The organism is Kiloniellales bacterium, assembly GCA_030066685.1.
Lineage (GTDB): Bacteria > Pseudomonadota > Alphaproteobacteria > Kiloniellales > JAKSBE01 > JAKSBE01.
Genome location: JASJBF010000035.1, coordinates 1 through 20,979 on the forward strand (window position 1 = coordinate 1; position 20,979 = coordinate 20,979).

The 20,979-nt window shown below is 70.0% G+C and carries 15 protein-coding genes; 4 read left to right on the top strand and 11 right to left on the bottom strand.

Going from position 1 to position 20,979, the window contains the following annotated elements; genetic code table 11:
• Nucleotides 1–54: 54 nt before the first annotated feature.
• The 9 genes from mutL to QNJ30_20405 form a co-directional block, all read right to left on the bottom strand.
• Nucleotides 55–1,866 carry a DNA mismatch repair endonuclease MutL gene (mutL, locus tag QNJ30_20365; protein MDJ0945828.1) on the bottom strand — a complete coding sequence of 604 codons (1,812 nt, stop codon included), beginning with the start codon at nt 1,864–1,866 and terminating at the stop codon, nt 55–57.
• Entirely contained in the window at nt 1,863–3,152 is a 1,290-nt protein-coding gene (locus tag QNJ30_20370) for a glucose-6-phosphate isomerase (protein MDJ0945829.1), read from the bottom strand. Before QNJ30_20370 ends, mutL begins: the two co-directional genes overlap by 4 nt.
• Nucleotides 3,153–3,253: 101 nt before the next feature.
• The gene (locus QNJ30_20375) at nt 3,254–4,615 is read right to left on the bottom strand and encodes a pitrilysin family protein (protein ID MDJ0945830.1); all 1,362 of its coding nucleotides are present in this window, start codon (nt 4,613–4,615) and stop codon (nt 3,254–3,256) included.
• A 9-nt stretch (nt 4,616–4,624) separates the two neighbouring features.
• Nucleotides 4,625–5,980 (bottom strand): pitrilysin family protein, encoded by a 1,356-nt coding sequence (locus QNJ30_20380; protein MDJ0945831.1) that lies wholly within the window; start codon nt 5,978–5,980, stop codon nt 4,625–4,627.
• A 164-nt stretch (nt 5,981–6,144) separates the two neighbouring features.
• Nucleotides 6,145–6,723: a DUF3035 domain-containing protein gene (locus QNJ30_20385; GenBank protein MDJ0945832.1), complete on the bottom strand. Its 579-nt coding sequence runs from the start codon at nt 6,721–6,723 to the stop codon at nt 6,145–6,147.
• A complete protein-coding gene (gene lspA / locus QNJ30_20390) occupies nt 6,723–7,298 on the bottom strand; it encodes a signal peptidase II (GenBank protein MDJ0945833.1) in 576 nt (191 codons plus the stop codon). Before lspA ends, QNJ30_20385 begins: the two co-directional genes overlap by 1 nt.
• Nucleotides 7,295–10,132: an isoleucine--tRNA ligase gene (ileS, locus tag QNJ30_20395; GenBank protein MDJ0945834.1), complete on the bottom strand. Its 2,838-nt coding sequence runs from the start codon at nt 10,130–10,132 to the stop codon at nt 7,295–7,297. The genes lspA and ileS overlap by 4 nt, the downstream gene beginning before the upstream one ends.
• A gap of 71 nt (nt 10,133–10,203) precedes the next feature.
• Nucleotides 10,204–11,172 (bottom strand): bifunctional riboflavin kinase/FAD synthetase, encoded by a 969-nt coding sequence (locus QNJ30_20400; protein MDJ0945835.1) that lies wholly within the window; start codon nt 11,170–11,172, stop codon nt 10,204–10,206.
• Between the two features lie 153 nt (nt 11,173–11,325).
• Nucleotides 11,326–11,772, bottom strand: coding sequence for a MaoC family dehydratase (locus tag QNJ30_20405; GenBank protein MDJ0945836.1), 447 nt, complete (start codon nt 11,770–11,772; stop codon nt 11,326–11,328).
• 226 nt (nt 11,773–11,998) lie between these two features.
• Here QNJ30_20405 and QNJ30_20410 point away from each other — a divergent pair, with 226 nt between their 5' ends.
• Nucleotides 11,999–12,514 carry a DUF2846 domain-containing protein gene (locus QNJ30_20410; GenBank protein ID MDJ0945837.1) on the top strand — a complete coding sequence of 172 codons (516 nt, stop codon included), beginning with the start codon at nt 11,999–12,001 and terminating at the stop codon, nt 12,512–12,514.
• Nucleotides 12,515–12,622: 108 nt separating this feature from the next.
• Nucleotides 12,623–13,408 (top strand): DeoR family transcriptional regulator, encoded by a 786-nt coding sequence (locus tag QNJ30_20415; GenBank protein MDJ0945838.1) that lies wholly within the window; start codon nt 12,623–12,625, stop codon nt 13,406–13,408.
• A 109-nt stretch (nt 13,409–13,517) separates the two neighbouring features.
• Here the strand turns inward: QNJ30_20415 and QNJ30_20420 are convergent, their stop codons facing one another.
• Both QNJ30_20420 and QNJ30_20425 read right to left on the bottom strand, forming a co-directional pair.
• Nucleotides 13,518–14,954: a M6 family metalloprotease domain-containing protein gene (locus QNJ30_20420; GenBank protein MDJ0945839.1), complete on the bottom strand. Its 1,437-nt coding sequence runs from the start codon at nt 14,952–14,954 to the stop codon at nt 13,518–13,520.
• Nucleotides 14,955–15,034: 80 nt separating this feature from the next.
• Nucleotides 15,035–17,254 carry a DNA/RNA non-specific endonuclease gene (locus QNJ30_20425; protein MDJ0945840.1) on the bottom strand — a complete coding sequence of 740 codons (2,220 nt, stop codon included), beginning with the start codon at nt 17,252–17,254 and terminating at the stop codon, nt 15,035–15,037.
• Between the two features lie 1,097 nt (nt 17,255–18,351).
• Here QNJ30_20425 and glpD point away from each other — a divergent pair.
• Nucleotides 18,352–19,872 carry a glycerol-3-phosphate dehydrogenase gene (glpD, locus tag QNJ30_20430; protein ID MDJ0945841.1) on the top strand — a complete coding sequence of 507 codons (1,521 nt, stop codon included), beginning with the start codon at nt 18,352–18,354 and terminating at the stop codon, nt 19,870–19,872.
• Nucleotides 19,869–20,975, top strand: a complete 1,107-nt coding sequence (locus tag QNJ30_20435; GenBank protein ID MDJ0945842.1) for an ABC transporter ATP-binding protein — start codon at nt 19,869–19,871, stop codon at nt 20,973–20,975. The genes glpD and QNJ30_20435 overlap by 4 nt, the downstream gene beginning before the upstream one ends.
• Nucleotides 20,976–20,979 lie beyond the last annotated feature (4 nt).

The window sequence follows — 20,979 nt, forward strand, 5'->3', positions numbered from 1 at the left end:
AGCGATAGCGCACGACTCCCGGCCAGACGCGAACGCGTCTGATCGGGAAGTGCGCTAGCGGCGGCCGAAGAGCCTTTCGATGTCGGCGAGCTTGAGTTCGACGTAGGTGGGGCGGCCGTGGTTGCACTGGCCGGAGTGGGGGGTCGCCTCCATCTGGCGCAGGAGGGCGTTCATCTCCTCGGTGTTGAGCCGGCGCCCGGCGCGCACCGAGCCGTGGCAGGCCAGGGTGCCGCAGACCTCTTCCAGCTTCTCCTTGACCGTGAAGGCCTGGTCGAGCTCGGCCAGCTCGTCGGCGAGGTCGGCGACCAGGCGCTGGACGTCGGGCTGGCCGAGCAGCGCCGGGACCTCGCGCACCACCACGGCGCCGGGGCCGAAGGCCTCGAGCACCAGGCCGATCTCGGCCAGCTCCGGGGCGCGGGCCAGGAGGCGGGCCGCCGAGTCCTCGCCCAGCTCGACCACCTCGGGGATCAGCAGGATCTGCCGGGCGACGCCCTTTTCTGCCAGCTCGCGCTTCATGCGCTCGTAGACCAGGCGCTCGTGGGCGGCGTGCTGGTCGACGATGACGATGCCGTCCCCGGTCTGGGCGACGATGTAGGTCGCGTGCAGCTGGGCGCGGGCGGCGCCCAGGGGATAGTCGGGCGCAGCCTCGGCCGCTTCGGCGGCGGGCTCGGCGCCGCGGGCGCCGGGGGGTTGGGCCAGCTCCGGCAGGGGGGCGTGGTAGGCGGCGCCGGCCTCGGCTAGGCCGCGCGGCAGGACCGTGGTCGGCGGGCGGTAGGCGTAGGCCCCGTTGGCGTTCGGCCCGGCCGGCGCCTCGGCGGCGCGCAGGGCGCCGAGGGCGGCCTGGGCGACCGTGGTCGAGGCGCGGTGGCCGGCCTCCGACAGGGCGTGGCGGCAGGCGCCGACGATCAGGCCGCGGACCAGGCCGGGGTCGCGGAACCGGACCTCGGCCTTCATGGGATGGACGTTGACGTCGACCGCCTCGGGCGGCAGCTCCAGAAAGAGCGCCAGCAGGGGATGGCGGTCGTGGGCCAGGAAGTCGCGGTAGGCGCCGCGCACCGCGCCGTGCAGCAGCTTGTCGCGCACCGGCCGGCCGTTGACGAAGAGGTACTGGTGGCGGGCGTTGGCGCGGTTGAGGGTCGGCAGGCCGATGTGGCCGGAGAGCTTGAGGCCCTCGCGCTCGGCCGCGATGGCCAGCGCGTTCTCGGCGAAGTCCTTGCCCAGGATCGCGCCCAGGCGGGCGAGCCGGGCATCGAAGAGGTCGCCCGTGGCGGCGGTCAGGCGCAGGGTGGTGCGGCTGCCGTCGGAGAGGGAGACGCCGACCTGGGGGAAGGCCATGGCCAGGCGGGCGACCACGTCCTCGGCGTGGCCGTACTCGGTGCGCGGGGTCTTGAGGAACTTGAGCCGGGCCGGGGTCGCGAAGAAGAGGTCGCGGACCTCGACCCGGGTGCCCGGGCCCTGGGCCGCCGGCTCGGGCGCGGCCTTGCGGCCGCCCTCGATCGTCAGGCGCCAGGCCTGGTCGGCGCCGGCCGGGCGGCTGGTCACGGTCATGCGGCTGACCGCGCCGATCGAGGGCAGGGCCTCGCCGCGGAAGCCGAGGCTGGCGATGCGGACCAGGTCGTCGTCGGGCAGCTTGGAGGTGGCGTGGCGCTCGACCGCCAGGGCCAGCTCCTCAGGGCCCATGCCGCAGCCGTCGTCGGTCACCGCGATCAGGCTGCGGCCGCCGTCGCGCAGCACGACCTCGACCTGGCCGGCGCCGGCGTCGAGGGCGTTCTCGACCAGCTCCTTGACCGCCGAGGCCGGGCGCTCGACGACCTCGCCGGCGGCGATGCGGTTGACCAGGGTCTCGGGCAGCAGGCGCAGGCTCATGACCCGGCCTCTTCCAGGTACCGGCGGGTCAGGCGCTTGCCGGCCTCGACCGCCGGCTGGTCGAAGGGCTCCACGCCGAGCAGGTCGGCGGCGATGATGGTCTCCAGCATGAAGTGCATGAAGAGGGCGCCGAGGCTCTCCTCGTCCAGGCGCGGCAGGTGGATCCGCCGGACGGGGCGCTTCTCGGCGACCAGGGTCTCGGCGGTCGCCCGGCCGGCGGCGGCGAAGAGGTCGCCGATCCGGCGCCCGGCCAGGTAGCCCAGGGAGGCGCCCTCGGCCAGGGCGGCCGGGATCTCGGGGCCCTGGCCGGCCGCGGCGACGGTCAGGACCGTGTAGGCCTTGTCGGCCGGGCCGGCGAGGTAGAGCTGGAGCTGGCTGTGCTGGTCGACCGTGCCCAGGGCCTTGACCGGGGTCGTGCCCTTGCCGTCCTTGCCCAGGCTCTCGGCCCAGAGCTGGCGGTACCAGAGCACGAAGGGGTCCAGGCGGTCGCAGTAGGCCAGCAGTACGCTCATCGGCAGCCCGCGCCGCTCGGCCAGGCCGACGGCAACGGCGGCGCCCAGCGCCGGCGGCGCCTGCGCCGGCTCGGGCGCGTCCAGGGTGGCGTCGAGGACGGCCTGGGCGCCGGCGCGCAGGCGCTCGACGTCGAGGCCGAGGAGCCGGGCCGGCAGGGCGCCGACCACCGAGAGCACGGAGTAGCGGCCGCCGAGCTCCGGGTCGTGGTCCAGGCAGGTGAGGCCGTAATCCCGGGCGAGGCGCGTGAGCGGGCTGTCCTTGGGCTCGGTCACGGCGACGATGCGCTCGGCCAGGGCGGCGCGGCCGAGGGCCGCCTCCATCGCCGCCAGGAGGATCAGGAACTGGCTCAGGGTCTCCGGGGTCGAGCCGGACTTGGAGACCACGACCAGCCCGGTCCGGGCCAGGTCGAGGCCGGCGAGCAGGCGTTCTACGGTCACCGGGTCGACGTTCTCCAGGACCCGGAGGCGTGGCGTCGTCCCGGGCTCGGCCAAGGCCTGGAGGGTGCGGGCGCCGAGGGAGGAGCCGCCGGTGCCGAGCAGCACGACCGTATCGCAGGCGGCGCGCAGGCGGTCCGCCGCGGCCTCGATGGCGGGCAGGTCGTCGCGCCGGGCGGCGATGGTCAGGTGCGGCAGGCTGCCGGCCTCGCGGGCGGCGCGCAGGCGGGCCAGGCTTGGCAGACTGCGGGCCAAGTCCTCGGCCAGCTCGGCCTCGCTCAGGCCGGCGGCGCCGACCGCCGCCGCCAGGCAGGTCTCGATCTCTTGGGAAAAGCTCATGGCCAGCCGGCTCCGGGGACGATTCTCCAGGCGATCCTGGAGGCGAATCGCCTGCGTCCGAGTCTAGCAGAGCCCCCGGCGCGGCAAAACCGGCCGTGCGGTCAGGAGTTGTCGGGCGGGGCCTCGCGGGTCGCCTCGACGCCGTCCGGCTGGCCGACCACGACCACGGTCAAGGCTTCGGGATCGAAGAGCCGGCGCGCGACCCGCTTGGCGTCTTCCGGGGTCACCGCTTCGATCAGCTCCTTCTGGCGGTCCAGGTAGTCGATGCCCAGCTCCTGGAGCTGGATGCCGACCATCATGCGGGCGATGCGCCCGGTGCTGGAGAGCCGCAGCGGGAAGGAGCCGGTCAGGTAAGTCTTGGCGTCTTTCAGCTCCTCGGCGGTCGGCCCGGCTTCGGCCATGCGCTTCCATTCGGCGCGGATCAGGTCGAGGGACTCGCCGATCCGGCCGTTCTGGGTCGCCACCCCGCCGAGGATCATGGCGCCGTGGTCCAGGGGCTGGAGAAAGCTGTAGACCGAGTAGGCCAAGCCGCGCTTCTCGCGCACCTCCTCATAGAGCCGCGAGGCGAAGCTGCCGCCGCCGAGCACGTAGTTGACCACCCGGGCGGCGTAGTAGTCCGGATCGTCGCGGCGGATCCCGGCATGGCCGAAGATCGCCGTCGACTGCGGGATGTCGCGCTCGACCACGACCACGTCGCCCTCGGCCCGGGGCTCGGCCGCCGCGACCTCGATCGGATCGCCGGTCGCGGGCAGGCCGAGGAAGGTCTCGTCGAGCAAGTCTGCCAGGTCCTCCGGCGTGATGTCGCCGGAGACCCCGACCACCAGGCGGTCCCGGCTGAAGATCCGCCGCGTGTAGGCGACCAGGTCGTCGCGGGTGATGCCGCCGACGCTTTCCGCCGTGCCGCGCAGGGGCCGCCGGTAGGGATGGTCGGGCAGCAGCAGCCGGCGCATCGTGAGGATGGCGATGGTGTCCGCATCCTCGGAGTCCCGGGCCAGGCGGGCCAGGATCTGGCTGCGGATCCGCTCGACCGGCTCTTCGTCGAAGCGCGGCTCGGTCAGCGCCAGGCGCAGCAGGTCGAAGGCCTTGTCGCGGTGCTTGGTCAGGGTCTGGACGCCGCCGAAGAAGCGGTCAAGCCCGGCGGTGAAGGACAGCGAGATCGAGCGGTTCTCCATCTCGCGCCGGAAGCCGCGCGAGTCCAGCTCGCCGGCGCCCTCGTCGATCAGCCCGGAGACCATGTTGGCCAGGCCTTCCCGGCCCTCCGGGTCGATGACGCTGCCGCCGTCGCGGAAGGCGAGCTCGACGGCGATGATCGGGTTGCTGTGGTCCTCGACCAACCAGGCCTCGATGCCGCCGGGGCTGACCACCCGCTGCACCTCGACGGCCTTGGCCGGCTGGACCGCGACGAGGGCCAGGGCGACCACGGCCGCAAGCCCCTGGAGGATCGCTCGGGTTCCGGAGGTCATGGTCGGTCCTCAGCTGGTCGGTTCGGGTTCGAGCACGGCGGTCACCGAGCGGCGCTCGTCGAAGACGGCCCGGGCCACGGCGTTGATCTGTTCGGCGGTGACCGCGCCGATGCGCTCGGGCCAGGACTCGACGTCCTCCAGGGTCTGGCCGGTCACCAGGGCGGCGCCGATGACCCGCGAGGGGGTCGAGACGCTGTCGCGGGCGAAGACCGCCGCGGACTGCAGCCGCTCCTTGGCCTCGGCGACCTCCTCGTCGGTGACGCCGTCTTCCAGCAGCTTGTCGATCTCCTTGCGCAGCGCCGCCTCGGTCAGGGCCAGCTCGGTGCCCGGGCGCGGCGAGGCGTAGAAGGTGAAGGTGCTGAGATCGAAATCGTCGCCGCCGTAGCCGCTGCCGGCCGAGGCGGCAAGCCCCTGCTCGACCACCAGGGAGAGGTAGAGCCGGCTGACGGTGCCGCCGCCCAGGATCTCGGACAGGACCTGGAGGGCGTAGGCCTCGCCCTCCTCGCCGCGGTTGTAGCTGGGCGCCAGGTAGGAGATCGAGAGCGAGGGCTGGCGTACGCGCGGGCTCTGCAAGGTCACGCGGCGCGGCGCCATCTGGGCCGGCTCCTGCGGGCGCGCCCGTTCGGGCACCGCGCGCCGCGGGACGGCGCCATAGTACTTCTCGGCCAGCGGCCGGACCTCCTCCAGCGAGACGTCGCCGGAGATCACCACCACCGCGTTGTTCGGCGCGTACCAGCGCCGGTAGAAGGCCAGGGCGTCCTCGGTGGTGAGCTGCCGCATCTCGTGCTCCCAACCGATGATCGAGATGCCGTAGGGGTGGTTCATGAAGAGCGCGGCCCGGGCCATCTCCGAGAGCTGGGCGCCGGGCTCGTTGTCGACCCGGCTGCGCCGCTCCTCCAGGATCACGTCGCGCTCGGACAGGACCACCTCATCGGTCAGGACCAGGTTGGCCATGCGGTCGGCCTCGTACTCCATCATGAGCGCCAGGCGGTCGCTGGCGATGGTCTGGAAGTAGCCGGTGTAGTCGTAGCTGGTGAAGGCGTTCTCCCGGCCGCCGTTGCGCGCGATCAGGTCGGAGAACTCGCCGGGCCCCGCGGTCTCGGTGCCCTTGAACAGCAGGTGCTCGAGGAAGTGGGCCAGGCCCGACTTGCCCGGCGCCTCGTCCGCGGCGCCGACCTTGTACCAGACCATGTGGTTGACGATCGGCGCCCGCCGGTTTGTGACGACCACGACCTGGAGGCCGTTGTCGAGGGTGAAGCTCTCGGGTTCGAAGACGCGGGCCTGGACGACCCGGCCAGAGGTGAGCAGGAGCGCGGTCAGGCCGGTCAGGACGGCGAGCCGCCGCAGCGAGCGAAAGCGTGTCACGGTTCCTCCGGAAGGGCGGTCCGACCTGCGCCGGCGCAGGCCGCTCACCGCATCGATATAGGCGTGTCTGCGCGGGCGCGCAACAGGCACGCCAGGGTGACGGCCGAAGCTTGTGCGAAGGTTAACGCCGAGCCACGGCGGGCCCGGCCGTCACGCCCTTGGTATCAGTCGAAGACGCCTTCGAGGATGCCCCGCTGACGGCGTTTGATGACCGGGGTCTCGCCGGTGTTGACCGGGCGGTTCAGGGCCCGGTTCTCGCGCAGGCGGTCCGACTCGGCCCGGGCATCGACCACGTTGCCGGTCGGCTCGGGATCACGCCAGAAGATCAGGTTGTCGAGAAAGGTGTTGGAGTCCTCGTTGATCTGCTCGGTCTCGAGCTCGACCATCTGACGGATCTGCGGATCCACCCGATCGGCCCCAGCGCGTTGGGTCAGCGCCCGCTCGCCGGCGCTCTGGGCGCCCTGGGCGCCGTAGACCCGCACCGGCGTTGCGCCGTCCGCGCCGTTCAGTTTGAAGACGCTGCTGCGCGCCCGCTGGGTCGGCGTGCCCTCCTGGGGCCGGACGGCGCCCGGCTCCGGCGGGCGGAGGCGGTAGTCGGGCGGCAGGCTCAAGGGCGCCTGCGAGGCCACCCGGAACTCGTCGGGCGACTGCTTGCCCATCCCCAACTGCTTTTGCACACCACTGCAGGCCGCCAGCCCAAAAACCAAAAAGGCCGCGCCTGCGACGAAGGCCGCGCGTCTCATCAACCGTCCCCTTGCTTCCTTCCTTCCCCCGAGGGTGCAAGTGTATCGCCCTGTTGCTGAAGGAACAAGCCATCGTAAACCAAGGCCAGAACCCCGACGACGATCGCGCTGTCGGCGAGGTTGAAGGCCGGCCAGTGACCGTTCAGCGGCGGAAAGCTGAACAGGAAGCCGTGGAAGTCGAGGAAGTCGACCACCGCCCGCTCGGCCCGGAACAGCCGGTCGACGGTGTTGCCGAGGGCGCCGCCGATGATCAGCCCGATCGCGGTCGCCGGCAGCCAGTGCCGGATCTGCCAGAGCCAGTAGACCAGCCCCAGGGAAATGGCGATCGCCAGGGCGGAGAGCGCCCAGGGCTGCCAGGTCGCGGCGCCCTCGGCGAACATACCGAAGCTGACGCCGCGGTTGTAGACCAGCACGATGTTGAAGAAGCTGGTCACCTCGACGAAGCGGCGCTCGGCCAGGACGAGGTCAAGGATCAGCCACTTGCTGAGCTGATCGAGGACCAGGACCAGGGCGGCCAGCCCGAGGCCCAGCCGCTGCAGCCCGCCCAGGCCCTTGCGGTCCGCCGGCACGGTCATGCCGGCGCCAGCACGTCGGCGCAGCGGCCGCAGAGGGCCGCGGACTCGGCCTGCTTGCCGACCTCGGGCAGGATCCGCCAGCAGCGGGCGCACTTGTCGCCGGCCGCCGGCCCCGGGACCACCCCGACCCCCGGCACCTCCTCCAGGGTGAAGGCCCCGGCCGGCGCCGCGCCGGCGGCGAGCTCGATTCCGGAGGTGATCGAGACTTCGGCCAGGTCGACCCCGTCGAGCGCCCGGCGGAGCGTTTCGTCCGCGATGAAGACCTCGGGGCCGGCCTGGAGGCTCGAGCCGATCCGCTTCTCGGCGCGCTCCAGCTCCAGCGCGCCGGTCACGACCCGGCGGACCTGGCGCACCTTGGCCCACTTCGCGGCCAGGGCCTCGTCGCGCCATTCGGCCGGGACCTCCGGGAAGAGCCGCAGGTGGACGCTGTCCTCGGCCGCCGGGGTCTCGCCGAAGCGGCTCAGCCAGGCCTCCTCGGCGGTGAAGCAGAGGATCGGCGCCAGCCAGGCGGTCAGGCAGGAGAAGACCCGGTCCAGCACGCTGCGGCAGGCACGGCGCCGGATCGAGTCCGGATGGTCGCAGTAGAGCGAGTCCTTGCGGACGTCGAAGTAGAAGGCCGAGAGGTCGACCGCGCAGAAGGCGTTGAGCGCCTGGTAGATGGCGTGGAAGTCGAAGTCCGCGCAGCCCTGGCGCACGATCCGGTCGAGCTCCGCCAGACGGTGCAGGACCCATCGCTCGAGCTCCGGCATCTCGGCCGGCGCCAGGCGCTCCTTCTCGGCGAAGCCGTCCAGGTTGCCGAGCAGGTAGCGCAGGGTGTTGCGCAGGCGGCGGTAGGCGTCGACCTGGGTGCGCAGGATCTCGGGGCCGATCCGCACGTCCTCGGCATAGTCGGAGGCGACGACCCAGAGCCGCAGGATGTCGGCGCCGCTCTTGTCGATGACCTCCTGGGGCGAGGTGATGTTGCCCAGGGACTTGGACATCTTCTTGCCGTCCTCGTCGAGGGCGAAGCCGTGGGTCAGGACCGCGTCGTAGGGCGCCCGGCCGCGGGTGCCGGCCGATTCCAGGAGCGAGGTGTGGAACCAGCCGCGGTGCTGGTCCGAGCCTTCGAGGTAGAGCGAGGCCGGCCACTCCAGGTCGTCGCGGGCCTCGAGCACGAAGGCGTGGGTCGAGCCGGAATCGAACCAGACCTCGACCACGTCGGTGATCTGGTCGTAGTCCGCGGCCGCATGGTCGTTGCCCAGGAAGCGCTGCGGATCGCTGGCGAACCAGGCATCCCCGCCCTCCTCTTCGAAGGCTGCGGCGACCCGGTCGATCACCGCCTGGTCGCGCAGCACCTCGCCGCTCGCCTTGTGGACGAAGAGCGGCAGGGGCGTGCCCCAGAAGCGCTGGCGCGAGACGCACCAGTCCGGGCGCTGCTCGATCATGGCGTAGAGCCGCTGCTTGCCGGCGGCCGGCACGAAGCGGGTGTCCTCGATGCTCTTCAGCGCCTTGGCCCGCAGGTCGTTGGCCTCCATGGAGATGAACCACTGCGGCGTGTTGCGGAAGATCAGCGGCGCCTTGGAGCGCCAGGAATGGGGATAGCTGTGCTTGAGCTTACCTTTGGCGAGCAACGCCCCGGCCCCGGCCAGGGCCGAGATCACCTTGCCGTTGGCATCACCTTCCTTGCCGTCGGCGTCGTAGACGACGGTCCCGGCGAAGAGCGGGACGTGGGGCAGGAAGCGGCCGGCGCCGTCGAGGGTCTGCGGCACCTCCAGGCCCTTGGCGCGGCCCAGCTCGAAGTCGTCGGCGCCGTGGCCGGGCGCGATGTGCACGAAGCCCGTCCCCTGGTCCATGGTGACGAAATCGGCAGGGAAGAGCGGCACGTCGAAGTCGTAGCCTTGCCCGCGGAAGGGATGGGCGGTCAGCGTGCCGGCGAGTTCGGCGCCCTTGACCTCGGCCAGGACGCTGTGCGCCGTGACCTTGGCGTCGGCGAGCACGGTCTCCAGCAGGGCCTTGGCGACGACGATCTTCTCGCCCGGCCGCACGCCGGATTTCTCCTCCGCGGCGCCCAGCTCGACCACGAGGTAGGCCTCCTCCGCGGCGAAGGCGATCGCCCGGTTGCCGGGGATGGTCCAGGGCGTGGTGGTCCAGATCACCACGGCGGCGCCATCGAGCGCCGGGACGCTCGCCTTCGTCACCGGGAAGCGCACCCAGATGGTCGGCGAGACGTGGTCGTGGTACTCGACCTCGGCGTCGGCCAGGGCGGTCTTCTCGACCACCGACCAGAGCACCGGGCGGGCGCCGGCGTAGAGCCCGCCGTTCATCAGGAACTTGCCGAGCTCGCGCACGATCTGCGCCTCGGCGGCATAGCTCATGGTGGTGTAGGGCGTCTCCCAGTCGCCGATCACGCCCAGGCGCTTGAACTCCTCGGTCTGGACGCCGATCCAGTGGGTCGCGAAGTCGCGGCATTCGCGGCGGAACTCGACCGCCGGGACCTCGTCCTTGTCCTTGCCCTCGGCGCGGTAGCGCTCCTCGACCTTCCATTCGATGGGCAGGCCGTGGCAGTCCCAGCCGGGCACGTAGTTGGCGTCCTTGCCCAGCATCTGCTGGGAGCGGTTGATGACGTCCTTCAGCACCTTGTTCATGGCGTGGCCCATGTGAAGGTGCCCGTTGGCGTAGGGCGGCCCGTCGTGGAGGATGAACTTCTCGCGGCCCCTGGCGGCCTCGCGCTGGCGGCGGTAGAGGTCCATCGCCTCCCAGCGCGCCAGGATCTCGGGCTCGCGCTTGGGCAGGCCGGCGCGCATCGGGAAATCCGTGCGCGGCAGGAACACCGTGGATTTGTAGTCTTCGCTCATAACGAAGGTCTCGCGATCTTGTCTTGGTGGCTGACGATCAGGCCGTGTCCGGCTGGGCTTGGGGCGGGCCGTTACCCTGCGGCGCTGGCCGCCGCCGGGTCCCGACCCTCCAGAATTCGCCGGGCCGCGCGGCAGTCCTCGGCGATTTGTGCCTTCAAAGGCTCCAGGCCGTCAAACCTCTTGTCCGCCCGGACGTAGTCGACCAGCTGCACCCGGAGGTGGCGGCCGTAGAGGTCGCCGGGGTCGGCGAAGAAATGGACCTCGAAGGGCGGCCGCTGGCCGGCCGTGACCGGCTCCTCGCCGAAGTAGCCGACCCCCTCGGCGAAGACGGTCTCGGCGCCGGCGTCGACCCCGGCGCGGACCGCATAGATGCCGTGGGCCGGCGAGAGGTAGTCGCCGAGGTCGATGTTAGCGGTCGGGAAGCCGAGGGTCCGGCCCCGGCCGCGGCCGCGGTCGACCCGGCCCTCGATCTCCCAGGAGCGGCCGAGCAGGGCCGCCGCCTTGGCCGGGGCGGCGTCCTGGAGGTAGGTCCGGATCCGGCTGGAGGCGTAGACCTCGCCGCCGGGCGCCGCGACCGGGGCCACGGCGGTGGTGCCGAAGCCGCGCTCGGCGCCCAGGGCGTCCAGCAGCGCGACGTCGCCGCCGCGCTTGTGCCCGAAGTGGAAGTCCCAGCCGGTCACCACGTGGCGGGCGCCGAGGTCGCGCAGCAGGACCTCGTCGACGAAGGCCTCGGCCGAACGCTTGGAGAAGTCGAGGTCGAAGTGCAGCACGATCATGTTGTCGACCCCGACCGCCTCCAGCGCGCGGGCCTTGATCCGCAGGGGGGTCAGGCGAAAGGGCGGCAGGCCGGGCTGAAAGACCTGGCGGGGGTGCGGCTCGAAGGTCAGGACGTTGAGCGCGGCGCCGAGGCCGTCCGCCCGGTCGCGCGCAGCCGCGATCACCGCCTGGTGGCCCAGGTGAACGCCGTCGAAGTTGCCGACCGCGATCACCGCGCCGCGCGCCTCCGACGGCAAACCCTCGCTATGCCTGTAGATCGCCATGAACGTCCCGCGAACTGCCCGCTCCCGTCGCAGCCGAGCTGCCTCAAGCGGGCGACACCTTATCGCGGCGGGCGGCGGCTGGGTAGGCCCCTGCCGCCGAGGCCCGGGCCGGGCCTGCGCCGCCTCGCCGAAGGCCCGGGCGGCCCCGGCGCCCTACGCGACCCGGTCGACGGCCGCGCGCTTGGACACCAGGAGCTGCGCCTGGCCGTCGATCACGACCTTGTCGCCCACCGTGCACACGGTCTCGAGGTCGATCTTGCCCTTCTCCGGGTCGATGGCGGTGATGGTCGCCTTGGCGGTCACCGTGTCGCCGATCCGCACCGGCGCCCGGAACTTCAGGTTCTGGCTCAGGTAGATGCAGCCGGGGCCGGGCAGCCGGGTACCCAGGACGGCGGAGATGAAGCTGGCCGAAAGCAGGCCGTGGGCGATTCGTTCCCTGAAGCGGGTCTGCCGGGCGAAGTCGTCTTCGAGGTGAACCGGATTGGTGTCCCCGGAGACGTTCGCGAAGCCGATGATGTCCTGGTCGCTGACCTGCTTGGTGAAGCTCTCGCTCATGCCCACGGAGAGCTCCTCCAGGAAGTAGCCGTGCCCCTCGTGCATCCTGCAGTCCCCCTCTTTCCGCCATGTTCTTGTTGTGCGCTGCAGCAATTATACCGCAATGCAAGATAACCAAACCTTTACGACGGGGCAAGCGGCCTAAGCTGCGACGGTTTAAGGCTTTCTTCGCATTGCGATGAGACCTTGGCGGTTTCCGCCGCTGCCGCCCGGGGTCCGTGCCGGGAAACCGGCCCTGGAAATCCGGTCCTCAAGGCTCAGGAAACCCGCGATGCCGCGCCGCCTGGCACAGCACCTTCTCGCCGCCGCCCTCGGACTCGTGCTTCTGTCCGGCTGCGCGGCGGGCCCGAAGCTGAACGAGATCTACGCCGAGCCGCCGGGCCCCGAGCCCGGCCAGGCGCGGATCTACTTCTACCGGCCGCTCGACGCCTTCCTGATCGCCCGCGACACCGAGTTCGTGATCAACGACCAGCGCATCGGCCTGGCGGTCTCCGGCGCGGTCTTCTTCCGCGATGCCCTGCCGGGGCGCTACCGCATCCATACCGTGGACGACGAGGCCAGCATCATCTACCTGAGCCTGGAGGCCGGCGACGTCGCCTATGTCCGCGCCCAGAGCCAGCTCGGCAGCATCGGCTTCGGGGTCGGCGCCGTGCTGGTCACGCCGGACCTCGGCCGTTCGGAATCCGCCGGCCTGGTGCTGACCGACGGCCGGCCGCCGGCCGGGCCGCAGGGCGCGCCGCAGATCGTGCTGCGGCCGGCCGAGCGGCACTGCTGCGACCCGCGCTGAGCGCCGCCGGGCGGAGGCCATCGCCGAGCCGCCGCCTTTGAGCTATGCTGCCCTCCCCACGGACCCGAAGGCCCTGCGCCGAGGATCCGGAACGGGAGGGACGCGACGGTGAGCTCTCAGGATCGCCGACAGAAGGAAATCCTCGCCCTGGCCGGGCGCCAGGGCTTCGTGTCGATCGAGGCCCTGGCCCAGCTCTTCGGTGTGACCCCGCAGACCATCCGGCGCGACATCAACCAGCTCTGCGAGAAGGCCCAGCTGCAGCGCTACCACGGCGGGGCCGGCCTGCCCTCCTCGGTCGCCAACCTCTCCTATTCGACCCGCCAGGTGCTCTGCCTGCCCGAGAAGCAGCGCATCGCCCGGGCGGTCGCGGCCGAGATCCCGGACCAGGCCTCGCTGTTCATCAACATCGGCACCACCACCGAGGAGGTCGCCCGGGCCCTGCTCGACCACCAGGGCCTACGGGTCATCACCAACAACCTGAACGTCGCCGGCCTGATGAGCGGCAACCCAGACTTCGAGGTGATCGTCGCCGGCGGGGTGGTGCGCAGCCGGGATCGGGGCATCGTCGGCGAGGCGACCATCGAGCTGGTCCGCCAGTTCCGGGTCGACTTCGGGATCATCGGGATCAGCGGCATCGACGCCGACGGCAGCCTACTGGACTACGACTACCGCGAGGTGCAGGTCGCCAAGACCATCATCGAGCAGTCGCGCGCCGTCTTCCTGGCCGCCGACCACAGCAAGTTCGGCCGCCAGCCCATGGTCCGCCTGGGGCACCTGGAAGACGTCGACGCCCTCTTCACCGACCGCCCGCCGCCGGCGGCCATGCTGCCGGTGCTCAAGGCCGCCAAGGTCGCGGTCCACGTCGCCCGCGACGAGGCCCGGGCGGCGGAGTAGGCGAAGATCGACGATCGCCTGTCGGCCCCTCCAGCTCTTCCCCCAAACCGCGGGCCTTCTGGACCCCTCTTTTCTTCGCCCGAGTCCCGGCGCGTCGCAGGCCTTGATTTCAGTTCGGCGCTGAAGGGTTCATTTCGACCTTGAGCCGGAGACTTGCATCACCCGGATCCCCCGAAACCGTCAATCGGATCCCGGTCCACTCACCGTCGGGCAAGTTGAGGGGCGGAACGCTCGCTTCGTCGATCTTGCGCTTGTCGTCCAGGGGGTAGAGGTCTTGTGCGTCGCCGGAATTGCCTTGGTTGAAGATCTGCGCGAGATCGCGTTTCCCGTCGGCCTGAATCAGCTCGATCGCGAGGTTCTGCTCGTCGTTCACGTTGTCGATGTCCTCATCAACGACGTAGACGGCGAGGCCCTCATCGGGAAGAAAGGCTTCCTGATCCGACCGCCTCCGGTACTCGCAGAGAACGTACTGTCCCTCTTTCATCACCTCCGGATTGAATAGAACAGCAACACCGCCGCCTTCGTTGGCGGGCGTGAGCTCGACGCTGTCCCTGGATTCCTGAATGAGCTCGACGTCCACCCAATCGTGGAACATCCGCAGCATGCCGTTGGGATAGGTCGGGCGAAGACCGCTGTTCCCCCAGGAACCGCTCGCCATCAGGCAATAGTGGCCGAGGCCGTTGCTCTTAAACAGCTCGCTGCTGCCGGTGTCGTAGAAGTCCGCCCAACGCGCTGCGAGATGCCCCCATTCGTGGGCACAGACACCGACCTTGCAGTCCTCAGGCACCGTCAGGAAGGTGTTGACGCGCACCCCATCCGCGACGTCGACGGGAGCCGGCAGGACCCATTTCAAGCTCCAGAGATCGCCCGTGTCCCCGGTTTCCTCTGCGCCGCGACCGGCATGCACGATGAACAGCGCGGTCACGATGCCCTCGCCCAGCGCATCGTAGTCCGAAAAATCGACACCAGCGTCGAGAGCGGCCATGACGGCGTGATGAGCGAGCGTTCGCGCGTTCGGCTGGGTTCCGCTGGTCCCCGAGTTCTGCCCGGCGTAGAAGCTCATATCTTGCGGCATGCGAAACCAACCGTGCACCTCCCCATCGATGTCGACCTTCGATCGGCTGATCTCGCGGTAGTAGCTGCGCATGCTGCCTGTCGGGAAGGACTCGCCGAAGAGCAGGTTCCGGAAATGCGCAGGTGTCTTTGACGGATGGTGAGGCCGATCGTCGAAGTCCACCAAGAGCACCAGTGTTCGGATCAGGCCCTCGAGCTTCTTGGGCGGACGCTCGATCAACTGAGGCTGCAGCCGCGCGCCCGACTCGATTGTCCCATCGTCGAGCCCCACCAGGTTCTCGCCGCGACGGGTCGAGCGCCAGACCGCGAAGAACTGCGCGAAGGTGAAACCGGCGGGAAGCCTGCCCTCCGCGACCAGGACGCTATAGCGCGACAAGAGGTCCGCCATGAGACCGGGTGACGGAGGCACCAGGCAACGCGAGCGGCGACAGCAATGCGGGCCCGGCAAGGCGGGCAGGCGCAGGAGAGTCATGGATCAGCCTCCTCTTCGATCTGCGGGCGGCGCCGTTCTGGGCGCAGGTTCTTGCGCTTCCGCGCCGCCGTCGGCGCGCCTCAGCAGGGATCAGCCCATTCGAGGAACTCGCCCTCGCCGGTGCCGTCGCCCGTCTCCGGCCGGTGGAACCTCACGACCTCGCCGGACGAGACTTTGCCGTATTCCTCCCTCTGGATCTCCATCCCGTCGCGATAGAGGCGCACCTCGTCGCCGCGGTTCGACAACTGAACCTGGGAGCCCGCCGGAATCCGGAAGCGATGGGTCGCACCCCCGGACAAGGAACCGGACAGCGTTTCCCTGGCGCCCTGCTTGTCGCCGACCGCATAGCGGCCCAGTGCCACGGCTTCGCCGCTGGCATTCGACACCTCGATCCACTCGTTTCCGAAGTCCGAGCCCGTGGGATTCGGCAGGGCCGCGCTGAGATAGATGAAGTCCGTCTCGGGCCCGGTGGCGTGATCCGGCGCCGGCGCCTCGAAAGACACGGCGCCGTCGGTCGCCTCGCCGACGGCCGCGCTGATCCACCCGAGATAGGGCACAACGCGGGTGTAGATCCCGCCATCTCCGCAGCGTTTCTCGGAGGAAAAAGACGCCCGAGAGGTCAGGGCCGCCAGGCTCATCGCGTCACCCTGATACACGTAGGCCGGCCCGCCGCTGTCGCCGTTGCAGCTGTCGATGCCCAGCTCCTTGCGCCCGGCGTGCATCTCGAAGGTATTGTCGAATCCGTGCAGCGCCTCGCTCAGCGCGACAGCCTCCTCCTCCTGATCGTGCAGCACGGTTCGGCCGAGGTTCGCGCGACGCTTGGTGCCGAAGCCGATGTTCATCGAAGGATGGTTGAACCCGAAGCCGACCAGCTCGACGTTCGCGGATTGATCCACGTCGGCCTGCGACGCAATTGACGCGGGCTCGACGCCCGAATCCGTCGCGAGAACGAGCACGGCAATATCGTGCGAGGGCACGAGATCCGGGTCGTAGTCCGGGTGGACCAGCACGTGCTCGACCTCCACCACCTCGCCATGCTGGCCGGCGAGGTGCACGGAGCGTCCGCCGAGAAAGACCTGCGAGATCCCCGGCGCGCAGTGCGCCGCGGTCAGAACAATGCGCGGATGAATCAGCACCCCGGAACAAAACCACCGATCTTCGTCACCGATGCAGGCGCAATCCGGATATGTGCCCGGAGCGACGGTCTCGCCGCCGACGATCCTTTCGAGGTTCCGCAGCGCGAGCGACGCAGAGGCTCTTCGCTCGCCGTCGTCCGAACCCTTGTCCCGCGCAAGTAGCTCGTCCACGACGTCGCGCAAGGCATCGACCTCGCGCGACAGAAACTCGACGCGCTCGTCAACGACGCCGGATCGATCTTCACAGCTCGGACAGTGCCGAACGGCCTCCGGACCCGACGCGACCTCCGTGGGCGCGGACGGAGGACCGGAGCGAAGCGCTCGAACGCCCAGGCTGCGTCTGCGATGGCCGTGAAACTCGATGTCCTCAGGCTTCGAAACCTTCACGGGCCTCATGCGCCCCCGGCTCCGGAAGCGCGCCTGCCGCCATTCGAACTCGTCGAGCAAGGCGAGCTGGCCGAACTCGAGCCCTGCATAGCGGCCAATCTCGCGAATGCCCACCTGGTAGAGGGTCAGGTCCAGGGTCGCCGCACCGTTCCAGTCGTGCCAAAGCTCGTTCTGCTTCATGACGAAACCGATGGCGGCCAGATCCTCGCCCTCGGCGGCGGGGTCGCGGAGAACAACCACCTTCCAGAAGGCGGAGGGAACACGGAACCCTCGATGAGTCTGGTCATTGCGCGTGTAGATCGGACCGGTGAACACGCAGAGCCGGGATCCGGTGGAACCCGACTGGCCCAGGACCCAGTCCTCGAGATGGACCCATTCGTCCTGGTTGAAGCGCTCGTGCTGGAGGGCGGCGTTCGTGTAGTAGAAGGTCGCGTCGCTGGCGGCGCGCGCTTCCGCCTCGGAATCCCCGAAGGCGACGGCGGCGCGTCGGACAAGGTGCCCGCGGTCCCATACATTGCCCGTATAGGCGCCGGGCGGAGTCTGGATGCCCGTTGCCCGCGGATCGAGATCCCAGTCCGTGCGCGGGACCGAGAAACGTCGAGACGCGTCGATGTTGTGCGCGGAGAAGAGCGCACTCCGGCGATCCGCGTGCATCACGATCGACGCGTAGATGTAGTCGAGCGGAGCGCCCGTCTGGAAAAGCCGTCCCGTGCACACGGGTGTCGGCAGGGGTACCTCGAAGCCGCCGCCTAGGAATGCCGGGTCGTAGGGAACCACGTAGGGAAGTCTCGCCATGTGCCGCCACCTCTGTTGGAGCCCAACCGAGAAGGACTCGGAACGGCTGAACTTTGCCGCTCCGGCCATCACTCTTGTGAGGACTTCGTGTCGCTCTTTGTCTGGGTTCTGCCCGCGCCGATCATCTCACCGTGAGCGGCCACTGTTCCTCGGCGGCGAATTCAATTGCGCCCGATCGAAGAAACTCAGGACCCCTGGGTCACATGCCCGCTTGGGTCGTTTTCGGCGAAGAACAACAATAACACGCGCCCGGAGAATCACAAGGCCAAGCTGGCCGTTCCAACTCAATTAAGTCTGGCGCAAATTCGAATGTCGCGCACGGAACGACGCAATTTAGTCGCAGCGACTCCTTGCAAAGATCACGCGTTAGACCCGAGTCTGCGCACGCTTCCGTCGAGAATCAGATGACGGGCGATGCCAAGAGCCTCGCCGGGATCCACCCGCAGACCGACGAAAGTCCCGCAGGCCCACTGGGTCTCTGAGCTACGCCGGGCTCCGGTGCGGCCTGTCGGGCGGCGCTTTATGGGGGCCTGCGAGGTATTGCCACGAGAAGTCCGGTCGGAAACCAAGCGTGAAGCGATCCGTTGTAGGGCTCAAATGATTTCGACGATGCTCGGCTGTTCTCACCGCTCACCTGAAGTATCAATCCGCGCGGCCTCACAAATGAACCGGCGTCGGTCGCGTGACATTACGCCGGCAACATCGCTCAAGGAATGTAAATTATCCGTCCGATGCCCGGCACATCTATAAACCGGATCAAGAGCCCAAATGTCGCGGCGCTGGGATCAAAAGACTTTGGGGCTCTTCTTCCCCAGACTATTCTCGCCCCTTTCGGTGATCACGTATCGGCACTTGGAGACAGTGTCAGATCTCCTGGGAGGCCGAAGACAGGCCGGGCGCCTCCGACACTGCACCCCGACTCTCCGGCGGAGCATCGAGACCTGTAGCTCGCCAAGTGATTTTCGATTTCCAACATCTGGAAGCCAAGAATTTTCGGTTGCGAAATTCGCCGTGGGGCGTAAAACGTTAACGAACGAAGCGGGCGCACGGCAAGACGCCCGATCCACGGGGAGCAGGGCTTGGCTCGCGACGAGGCCTTCGACCTTCTGGTCATCGGCGGCGGAATCAACGGTGTCGGCATCGCGCGCGACGCCGCCGGCCGCGGCTTCAAGGTGTTGCTCTGCGAGCAGGGCGACCTGGGCCACGCGACCTCCTCGGCCAGTTCCAAGCTGATCCACGGCGGCCTGCGCTACCTGGAGCAATACGCCTTCCGCCTGGTCCGCGAGGCCCTGATCGAGCGCGAGGTGCTGCTGGCCGCGGCGCCGCACATCATCTGGCCGCTGCGCTTCGTGCTGCCCCACGTCAAGGAGCTGCGCCCGGCCTGGATGCTGCGCGCCGGGCTGTTCCTCTACGATCACCTGGGCGGCCGCAAGCGCCTCGAGGCCTCCAAGGCCTTGAACCTGCGGCGCGATCCCGCCGGCGCGCCCCTGGTCGAGGGCATCACCAGGGGCTTCAGCTACGCCGACTGCTGGGTCGAGGACTCCCGCCTGGTCGTGCTCAACGCCCTGGACGCCGCCGAGCGCGGCGCCGAAGTGCTGACCCGGACCCGTTGCCGCTCGGCCCGGCGCGAGGGCGGCGCCTGGAGCGCGACCCTGGAGGCCGAAGGCGGCGGCGAGCGCCAGGTCCGCGCCCGCGCCCTGGTCAACGCCGCCGGGCCCTGGGTGATGGAGGTCCTGGGCGAGGTCGCCGGCGCCAACCGGCGCAGCACCCTGCGCCTGATCAAGGGCAGCCACATCGTGGTGCCCCGGCTCTACGAGGGCGAGCAGGCCTACATCCTGCAGGCCGCCGACCAGCGCGTGGTCTTCGTGATCCCCTACGAGGGCGCCTTCAGCCTGATCGGCACCACCGACGTCGATTTCGACGACGATCCGGAGCGGGCGGCGATCACGGCGGGGGAAACGGCGTACCTCTGTACCACGGTCGGCCGCTACTTCGAACGGGCGCCGCGGCCCGAGGACGTGGTCTGGAGCTACGCCGGCGTCCGGCCGCTCTACGACGACGACAGCGGGACCGCCTCGACCGTGACCCGGGACTATGTCTTCGACCTCGACGCGCCGGCGGACACCCCGCCGCTGCTGTCCATCTTCGGCGGCAAGATCACCACCTACCGCAAGCTGGCGGAGCACGCCCTGGCCCGGCTGACGCCCTTGCTGGGCAGCGCGGCGCAGCCCTGGACCGCGGCCGCGGCGCTGCCCGGCGGCGACATGCCGGACGCCGACTTCGAGGCTTTCCTGGGCGGGCTCACAGCCGCCCGGCCCTGGCTGCCGGCGCCCCTGGCGCGGCGCTTGGTGCGGGCCTACGGCACCCGGGTCGAGGAAATCCTGGCCGATGCCCAGGGGCTGGCCGGCCTGGGCGCCGACCTGGGCGGCGGCCTGACCGAGGCCGAGGCCGACTACCTGCTGCGCCGGGAATGGGCGCGCTCGGCCGAGGACATTCTCTGGCGCCGCTCCAAGCTGGGGCTGCACGCCCCGGACGGGACCGCCAAGCGGGTCGAGGCCTGGCTGAGCGGGCAGCGTCCCGGAAAGGCGGCGGCGCGATGAGCCTGGTCTTCGAGGGGGTCAGCCGCAAGGTCGGGGCCGAGACCCACATCTACCCCATGGACCTGGCCCTGGAGCCGGGCTCGCTGAACGTCATCCTCGGCCCGACCCTGGCCGGCAAGACCTCGATCCTGCGGCTGATGGCCGGCCTGGACAAGCCGACCGGCGGCCGGGTCCTGATCGACGGCGCGGACTCCCGTAGCATCCCGCTGCGCCGGCGCCAGGTCGCCATGGTCTACCAGCAGTTCATCAACTACCCCTCCTTCACGGTCTTCGACAACATCGCCTCGCCCCTGCGCCGCGCCGGCTTCGACCGGGCCGAGATCGACCGCCGGGTCGGCGAGATCGCCGAGGTCCTGAAGCTGACGCCGCTGCTGCAACGCCTGCCGGCCGAGCTCTCCGGCGGCCAGCAGCAGCGCACCGCCCTGGCCCGGGCCCTGGCCAAGGAGGCCGAGCTGCTGCTGCTGGACGAGCCGCTGGTCAACCTGGACTACAAGCTGCGCGAGGAGCTGCGCGAGGAGCTGCGGGCGATCTTCCGCCGGCGCAGCGCGATCGTAGTCTACGCCACGACCGAGCCGGCCGAGGCCCTGATGATCGGCGGCCAGGGCAGCGTGCTGGTCCTGGACCAGGGCCGCCTGCTGCAGTCCGGGCCGACTCTGGCCGCCTACCACGAGCCGGCTTCCTTGCGGGTCGGCGAGGTCTTCTCGGATCCGCCGATGAACCTGATCGCCGGCGAGGTCGCGGACGGCCGGGCACGGCTCGGCACCGATCTGGAGCTGCCGCTGACCGGGCAGCTGGACCGCCTCAGCCCCGGCGACTACACCTTCGGGGTGCGGGCCAACCACCTCTTCGTGGCGCGCCAGTCGGAGGACGACGTCGCGATCGAGGCGGTGGTCGAGCTGGCCGAGATCAGCGGCTCGGAGACCTTCATCCACGCGGCGCACAGCGGCACCGCCTGGGTCGCCCAGGAGGAAGGGGTGCACAGCCTCGGCCTGGGCGAGGCGATCCAGGTCTTCGTCAACCCGCGCCACCTCTTCGCCTTCGACGGCGCGGGCCGGCTGATGGCGGCGCCGGCCTGGTCGGCGGCGCCCATGGCGGCACAGTAGGGGG